This is a genomic window from Lysobacter sp. 1R34A (assembly GCF_051217035.1).
Classification (GTDB): Bacteria; Pseudomonadota; Gammaproteobacteria; order Xanthomonadales; family Xanthomonadaceae; genus Lysobacter.
In genome coordinates, this window is sequence record NZ_JBPKJP010000041.1 from 25,885 (window position 1) to 34,226 (window position 8,342).

The 8,342-nt window shown below is 69.0% G+C and carries 6 protein-coding genes; 4 read left to right on the top strand and 2 right to left on the bottom strand.

The window, feature by feature from the left end:
* Positions 1–2: 2 nt before the first annotated feature.
* Positions 3–647, bottom strand: coding sequence for a TIGR00645 family protein (locus ACSAMQ_RS11430; RefSeq protein WP_435395755.1), 645 nt, complete (start codon positions 645–647; stop codon positions 3–5).
* A 210-nt stretch (positions 648–857) separates the two neighbouring features.
* On the opposite strand from ACSAMQ_RS11430, the gene ACSAMQ_RS11435 reads away from it, so the two are divergent.
* The 4 genes from ACSAMQ_RS11435 to ACSAMQ_RS11450 all read left to right on the top strand — a co-directional run bounded on the left by ACSAMQ_RS11435 (position 858) and on the right by ACSAMQ_RS11450 (position 6,290).
* The gene (locus tag ACSAMQ_RS11435; RefSeq protein WP_435395756.1) at positions 858–1,568 is read left to right on the top strand and encodes a glutathione binding-like protein; all 711 of its coding nucleotides are present in this window, start codon (positions 858–860) and stop codon (positions 1,566–1,568) included.
* Between the two features lie 34 nt (positions 1,569–1,602).
* Complete coding sequence (locus tag ACSAMQ_RS11440; RefSeq protein WP_435395757.1) at positions 1,603–3,852, top strand: DPP IV N-terminal domain-containing protein; 2,250 nt, start codon at positions 1,603–1,605, stop codon at positions 3,850–3,852.
* A 33-nt stretch (positions 3,853–3,885) separates the two neighbouring features.
* Positions 3,886–4,302 (top strand): cytochrome c oxidase assembly factor Coa1 family protein, encoded by a 417-nt coding sequence (locus ACSAMQ_RS11445; protein ID WP_435395758.1) that lies wholly within the window; start codon positions 3,886–3,888, stop codon positions 4,300–4,302.
* A 173-nt stretch (positions 4,303–4,475) separates the two neighbouring features.
* A complete protein-coding gene (locus ACSAMQ_RS11450; RefSeq protein WP_435395759.1) occupies positions 4,476–6,290 on the top strand; it encodes a DUF885 domain-containing protein in 1,815 nt (604 codons plus the stop codon).
* A gap of 85 nt (positions 6,291–6,375) precedes the next feature.
* Here ACSAMQ_RS11450 and ACSAMQ_RS11455 read toward each other — a convergent pair.
* The coding region (locus tag ACSAMQ_RS11455; protein ID WP_435395760.1) for a serine hydrolase domain-containing protein at positions 6,376–8,342 on the bottom strand (1,967 nt) is incomplete at its 5' end.

The window sequence follows — 8,342 nt, forward strand, 5'->3', positions numbered from 1 at the left end:
GCTCAGTGCGCGGACTTGCCCGGCTTCTGCACCGTGGTGCTCATGAGCTTGTCGGTCCAGGCGATGCCGATCGCCGAGACGATGAACAGGAAGTGGATGATCGCCTGCCACATCACCCCGTCGGAGGTCAGCTCCGAGCAGCGCGCGGTCGCGTTGGCCACGCCGTTGGCGGTGGCGAGCGCGGCGGCCTGCGCGGCGGTGAAGGCTTCGGGCGTGCCGCACAAAGGCAGGCCGAGGCTGCCGGCGCCGATGAAGGTCTTGAGCAGGTGGATCGAGGAGATGCCGATGATCGCCATCGCCAGCTTGACCTTGAGCACGCTCGCATTGACGTGGCTCAGCCATTCGGGCTGGTCGGGATGGCCTTCCAGGCGCAGGCGCGAGACGAAGGTTTCGTAGCCGCCGACGATCACCATCACCAGCAGGTTGGAGATCATCACCACGTCGATCAGGCCGAGCACGATCAGCATGATCCCCTGCTCGGTCAGCGTCGCCGCGTCGTGCACCAAGTGGATCAGTTCCTTGACGAACTGGAAGACGTACACGCCCTGGGCGACGATCAGGCCCAGATAAAGCGGCAGCTGCAGCCAGCGCGAGCTGAAGATCAGCGCCGGCAGGGGATTGAGTCGGTTGATCTTTGGATCGGTCATGCGAAGCCCGTAACTGAAGCGATACAGGGGCCAAGAGTAGCCGGGCCGGGATGACGCCGCCACGTCGGGCCGGCCCGAGGTTCAGCCGGAGCTGCAGTCGGAGCCGGCCGCGCCGCGACACAGCGCCGCCGGCACACGCCATTCCACCGGCCGGGCCGCCGCGGCCGCGGAGCCGCGCTTACACTGCGGCCTTTCGACGCGGAGTTGCCGATGATCGACCTTTATTACTGGCCGACCCCTAACGGCCACAAGATCACTCTGTTCCTGGAAGAAGCCCAGCAGGCGGGGGCCGGGCTCGACTATGCGATCAAGCCGGTCGACATCGGCGCCGGCGACCAGTTCAAGCCCGAATTCCTGCGCATTTCGCCGAACAACCGCATGCCGGCGATCGTCGACCATGCCCCGGCGGATGGCGGCGCGCCGATCAGCGTGTTCGAGTCCGGGGCGATCTTGCAGTATCTGGCGGCCAAGAGCGGCTTGTTCCTGCCCGCCGACCTGCGCGGGCAGGTCGAGGTCGGCGAATGGCTGTTCTGGCAGGTCGGCGGCTACGGCCCGATGCTGGGCCAGAACCATCACTTCAACCGCTACGCGCCGGAAAAGGTGCCGTATGCGATCGACCGCTACCAGCGCGAGACCGAGCGCCTGTACGGCGTGCTCGACCGGCGCCTGGCCGGGCGCGAGTTCGTCGCCGCCGATACACTCAGCATCGCCGATTTCGCCTGTTACCCCTGGACCCGCGAGCACGAATGGCATCACGTCGACCTGAGCGCTTACCCGAACGTGCAGCGCTGGCACGACGCGCTGTCGTCGCGCCCGGCGTTCGGGCGCGCCTACGAGATGGGCCAGGCCTACCGTGCCGACCGTACGATGACCGAGGAGATGCGCCGCCATCTGTTCGGCACGCCGGCCCCATCCCCTTGACGCCTCGCCGCCACGCTCCGGAACCCTCGCCCGCATGAACAACCGCCTCGCTTCCTGCCTGCTCGCCATGTCGATCGCCGCCACGCCCAGCCTCGCCCTCGCCGCCACGCCCGCCACCGCGCCGGCGCCGGGGCGGCTGACCCTGGAAGCGCTGACCGGCGATGCGCCCCTGTCGGGGCCGAGCCTGGTCAAGGCCAAGATCGCGCCCGACGGCAGCCGGGTCGGTTTCCTGCGCGGCAAGCAGCGCGACAAGAACCGCCTCGACCTGTGGGCGTACGACATCGCCAGCGGCAAGACCGAGCTGCTGGTCGATTCCGACGACGTGCTGCCGGGCGCGGAAGTGCTCAGCGACGCCGAGAAGGCGCGCCGCGAACGCCAGCGCATCGCCGCGCTGTCGGGCATCGTCGACTACCAGTGGTCGCCCGACGGCAAGCGCCTGCTGTTCCCGCTCGGCGGCGAGCTTTACCTGTACGACCTGGGCAAGTCGGGCAAGGCCGCGGTGCGCAAGCTCACCCACGGCGAAGGCTTCGCCACCGATCCCAAGCTGTCGCCGAAGGGCGGCTACGTCAGCTTCGTGCGCGAGCGCAACCTGTGGGTGATCGGCCTGGCCGACGGCAAGGCGACCCAGCTCACCTTCGACGGCAGCGACACCATCGGCAACGGCGTGGCCGAATTCGTGGCCGACGAGGAAATGGACCGCCACACCGGTTACTGGTGGGCGCCCGACGACAGCGCGATCGCTTATGCGCGGATCGACGAATCGGCGGTGCCGGTGCAGAAGCGCTACGAGGTCTACCCGGACCGCACCGACGTGGTCGAGCAGCGTTATCCGGCGGCCGGCGACGCGAACGTCGGCGTGCGCCTGCTGGTCGCGCCGGTCGGCGCCAAGGCCGCGCCGCGCGAGATCGATCTCGGCAAGAACCCGGACATCTACCTGGCCCGCGTCGATTGGCGCGATCCGCAGCGCCTGACCTTCCAGCGCCAGTCGCGCGACCAGCACCTGCTCGAGCTGATCGAGACCGACCTCGGCAGCGGCAAGCAGCGCACCCTGGTCAGCGAGCGCTCCAAGACCTGGGTGCCGTTGCACAACGACCTGCGCTTCCTCAAGGACGGCCGCCTGCTGTGGAACAGCGAGCGCAGCGGCCATGAGCATCTGTACCTGCTCGGCGACGACGGCAAGGCGACCGCGCTGACCTCCGGCGACTGGCCGGTCGACAGCGTGCTCGCGGTCGACGAAGACGCCGGCCAGGTCTATTTCGCCGCCGGCAAGGACTCGCCGCTCGACAGCCAGGTTTATCGCGTCGCCCTCGCCGGCGGCCCGGTCGAACGCCTGTCCAAGGCCGACGGGTACCACTCGGCCAGCTTCGCCGACAACGCCAAGGTCTACGTCGACGCCTGGTCGAACCCGACCACGCCGCCGCAGCTGGAGCTGTACCGCAACGACGGCACCCGCATCGCCGCACTGATCGACAACGATCTCGACGACGCCGCGCATCCGTTCGCGCCGTACCGCGCCGCGCAGCGCCCGGTCGAATACGGCACCATCCGCGCCGCCGACGGCAAGACCCCGCTGCATTACAGCCTGATCAAGCCGACCGGCTTCGACCCGGGCCGGCGCTATCCGGTGGTGGTCTACGTCTACGGCGGCCCGGCCACCCAGACCGTCAAGCGCACTTGGTCGCCGGACTTCAACCAGTACCTGGCCCAGCGCGGCTACGTGGTGTTCTCGATCGACAACCGCGGCACGCCGCGCCGCGGCGCGGCCTTCGGCGGCGCGCTGTACGGCAAGCAGGGGACGGTGGAAGTGGCCGACCAGCTCAAGGGCGTCGAGTGGTTGCAGTCACAGCCCTGGGTCGACGGCGACAAGATCGGCGTCTACGGGTGGTCCAACGGCGGCTACATGACCTTGATGCTGCTGGCGAAGGCCAGCGACCGCTACGCCTGCGGCGTCGCCGGCGCGCCGGTCACCGACTGGGGCCTGTACGACACGCACTACACCGAGCGCTACATGGGCTTGCCGAAGGCCAACCCCGAGGGCTATCGCGAAGGCCGCGTGCTCGAGCACATCGACGGGCTGACCTCGAAGCTGTTGCTGATCCACGGCATGGCCGACGACAACGTCCTGTTCACCAACTCGACCGTGCTGATGAGCGCTCTGCAACAACGCGGCCAACCGTTCGAGCTGATGACCTATCCGGGCGCCAAGCACGGCCTGCGCGGCCGCGACAACCTGCACCGGCTGCGCCTGACCGAAGACTTCTTCGACCGCTGCCTCAAGCCCTGAGCGCGCCGACGCCCACCGAATGGATGCCCTGCCATGAACGCCTCCCGTCCCGCCGCGCCTTATCGCAAGCCCTGGGTACAGCGTCACTGGATCCTGACCCTGCTGCTGGCCCTGGGCACGTTGTTCACCCTGAGCCTCGCGATCGGGGCATGGATGACTTATTCGGTGATGGATTCCATGCGCTACACCCCGCCCTTCATCGAGGCGATGGACCGGGCGCGCGCGAATCCCGAAGTGAAAGCCGCGCTCGGCGAGCCGCTCGAGGACACCTTCGTGCTCGGCGCGGTCGAGCCGAAGGAGGACGGCGTGGCCAAGCTGTTCATCTTCGTGCGCGGCCCGAAGGGCAAGGGCGACGTGCAGATCGAAGCGGTCAAGGAGCAGGGCGCCTGGCGCTATCACGTGATGCGGGTCAATCTCGACGCGGACCACACCTCGATCGATCTGCTGTGAGCGCTTAGACCACGCCCCTTCGCCAGACCGCCCGGCGCAGCATCGTCGTGGCGGTCCCGGCCCGCTCGAACTCGTTGTTCTCCGGTCGATCCCGCCCCGCCGCATGACCTTCGGCGCTTGGCCCGGCGCGCCGCCGCGCCGATGCTGGCCACTTCAACCCAGTGAGCCACCTCATGAAGCCGCTCGTTTTCGCCGTCGCCCTGGCGCTGTCCGCGCCCACACTCGCCTTCGCCCCCGCCGAAGCCGCCCCCGCGCCGAAGGCTGCACCGCAAGCCGCCGCCAAGCCGGTGCCGGCCTGGGTCGCGCAGAGCAACGAATACGCCAAGATCCTGATCGAAGCCCAGGGCCGTTTCGCCCCCGAACAGATGTCGTTCTTCGGCGTGCCCGGCTACGACGACAAGGTCAGCGACCTCAAGCCCGAGGTCGGCAAGCGCTTCCGCGCGGCGATGGCCGAGGCCAAGCGCGGGCTGCAGGCCAAGCTCGAAGTCGAGCGCAACGCCGACGTGCGCCAGGACCTGCAGATCATGATCCAGGCCGCCGAGGACAACATCGAAGGCAGCGCGCTCAACGAGCGCCTGATGCTGCCGTGGTTCGACGCGCCGCAGACCGTGTTCTCGGGCATGCAGGCGCTGCTGTCGGAGCAGACCCCCGAACGCCACGGCGCCGCGCTCGCGCGCCTGAACGCCTATGTCGGCCTGGCGCCGGGCAGCGAGCCGCTGACCGTGCTCGCGCGCCAGCGCTACGAGGAGCGCCTGAGCGATACCAACCTGCTGCAGCCGACCAAGCTCGAAGTCGAGCAGGCCCTGAGCAACGTCGACACCTATGTCGCCGGCATCCGCAAGCTGTTCGAGAAATACAAGATCGGCGGCGCCGAGCCGGCGCTGAAGGCGATGGAGACCCAACTGCGCGAGTACGGCCAGTGGACCCGCAGCACGGTGCTGCCGAAGGCGCGCAGCGATGCGCGCCTGCCGCCCGAGCTGTACGCTTATTCGCTCAAGCAGTTCGGCATCGACGTCGACCCGCAGTTGCTGATCCGCCGCGCCCAGGTCGAGTTCATGGAAACCCGCGCGGCGATGGCGCAACTCGCGCCGCTGGTCGCTAAGGCCAAGGGGCTCAAGGTCGCCGACCCGCAGGACTATGTGCAGGTCATACGCGCGCTCAAGCGCGACACCATCCCCAACGACCAGCTCGAACCGCGCTATCGCAAGGTGATCGACGCGATCGACCCGATCATCCGCGAGCAGAGGATCGTCGACGTGCCGCAGCGGCCGATGGTGATGCGCCTGGGCAGCGAGGCCGAATCGGCGGCGCAGCCGGCGCCGCACTTCCTGCCGGCGCCGCTGGTCGGCAACACCGGCCAACAAGGCCAGTTCGTGCTGCCGCTGTCGGTGCCGAGCCCCGACGGCAAGGCCCTGCAGTACGACGACTTCAACTACGAGTCGGTGGCCTGGACCCTGTCCGCGCACGAGGGCCGCCCGGGCCACGAACTGCAGTTCACCGCGATGGTCGAGCGCGGCATCTCGCTGGCGCGTTCGATGTTCGCCTTCAACTCGGTCAACGTCGAAGGTTGGGCGCTGTATGCCGAAGCCGAGATGGTGCCGTACGAGCCGCTCGACGGGCAGCTGATCGCGCTGCAGTTCCGCCTGCTGCGCGCGGCGCGCGCGATCCTCGACCCGATGCTCAACCTCGGCCTCACCGACCGCGCCAACGCCGGGCGGGTGCTGTCCGAGCAGGTCGGCCTGTCCGAGGCGATGGCCAAGCAGGAACTCGACCGCTACATGTTCCGCGCACCGGGCCAGGCCGGCAGCTATTTCTACGGCTACAGCCGCATCCTGGAACTGCGCATGGAAACCGAACTGGCGCTCGGCGATCGCTTCGACCGGCTCAAGTTCAACAACTACCTGCTCGACCAGGGCCTGCTGCCGCCGGACCTGCTCGGCAAGGCGGTGCGCGAGGACTTCGTGCCGGCGCAAAAGGGCAAGCGCTGAGCCGAGGGCGACATCGCGCATCAAGCGACGAGGCCGCGGATCGCTCCGCGGCCTCGTCGTTTCAGGCGATGCTCGCCGCGGCGACTCAATACACCAGCGACCAACTCATCGTCCGCAACGCAAATACGTACCAGACCATCGCCACGCTGGCCGCGGCGACCGCGATCGCGCAGACCCGGCGCAGGCGCTGCGGCGACGCGCGCCACACCGCGCGCGCGTTGAGCACTGCGACCAGCGCCGTCGCCACGCTCGCCAGCCCCAGCAACTGAGCGAGGCGAATCCAGGGATCGAGCGCGCCGTCGAGCATCCGCACCGAAGCGTCGATGCGGACGACGATCCACAGCCACAGCAAGGCCAGCGCGAGATTGCCGATCAAGCCGAGGAAACTCAGCAAGCGCAGGCGGCGATCGCGTTCGCTCAGCAGCAATCGCCGTTGGGTGTGGCGGCGCACCAGCGCCGCGACCGGCCACAACAGCACCGCCAGCGCCTGCACCGCGAGCGCGAGGCACAACAGCGGCAGCATCCAGCCCGGCGAACGCCAGCCCGGCACCGGCTGCAACCACATCGCCGCCGGCACGTCGTCGCTGCTGACCGCGATCACCTGGTTGCCGTCGAGCTTGGCCGCGAGCAGGCTGTCGCCGCCGACTTCGCGCCAGACATAGGGCTCGACTTCGCGCCAACGCTTGGGCCGGCCGTCGGGCGTGCGGAACGCCGACACGCTCAGGGTGTCGTCGTCGTTGACCTCGATCTTGGCGCTGCCGAGCAGGCGCGCGATAGCGAGGAAATTGCTGCTCGACGAACGGCTGCTCTCGTAGCGGCCGGCGAGTTGCTCGGCGTGCAGACGCGCCGTCGGCAGCGTCGGCTGCTGCGCCGCACGCACCGGGAAATAACGCTGAATCACGCCCTGGATCAGGTCGCGATGCAGCGCGCGCCCGGCGCTGCCGGGGCCGTCGGCGGACACGAACAAGCCGAGCCCGTGCGCCGGCAGCAACACCAGATTGCTCTGGAAAGCCTCGGTCGCGCCGCCGTGGCCGATCGCCACCGGGCCGCGCGTGTCGCGACGAAAAAACCCCAGTGCCATCGCATCCAGGCCCGGGATCGGCCGCGACGCGGTCGCATGCAGGGTCTGCAGGCTGTGCGGTTGCAGGATCGGCGCCGCGCCGGCGCCGCGTTCGTCGAGCTGCGCGATCATGAAACGCGCCATGTCCAGGCCGGTGGTCGACAGGCTGCCGGCGGGCGCCGGGTTGACCAGCTCAAACGGAATCGGCGCGGCGCCGGCGGCGCTGTAGCTCTTGGCCATGTCGCCGGCGAGGCCCTTCGGCAGCGGCTGGCGGAAGCTGGACTGGCGCATGCGCAGCGGCGCGAACACCTTGGCTTCGATGTAGTCGTCGAAAGGCTGCTTGCTGATGCGCTGGACGATGTAGGCGGCGAGCGCGGCGCCGTAGTTGGAATACGCCGGCACCTTGCCGGGCGGATAGATGCGTTCGGGCTGCACCCGCTTCAGATACCGCTCGAGCGGCAACAGCCGCGATGGGTCGGCGGCGAACAGATGCTTGGCCGATTCCTCGAAACCGGCGGTGTGGGTCATCAGCTGGCGCATCGTCGCCGGCTGGCCGGCGTAGTCGCGGATCGTGAAGTCGAGGTAGCGGTTGACGTCGGCGTCGAGGTCGAGCTTGCCCTGCTCGACCAACTGCATCGCCGCGGTCCAGACGAACAATTTCGAGATCGAGCCCGGGCGCACCAGGGTGCGCGCGGCGTCCATCGGCTTGCGCTGCTCCACGTCGGCGTAGCCGTAGCCTTTCGCCAACAGCACCTGGCCGTCGCGCACCACCACCACGACCGCGCCGGCGAGTCCGCCGCGCGCGATCGCCAACGGCACCAGGCCGTCGACGTAGGCTTCCAGGTCCGGCGCGCTGAGCACCGGGATCGGCGCGGCCGCGCCGGGCTCGAGCAGGATTTCGCTGGCCGCTCCGTCGCCGCCGGCGAGTGCGGCCTGGACCGGCTGGCCGTTTTCGGACCGGGCGCCGGTCTGCGCCGGCGGCGCCGGGTCGA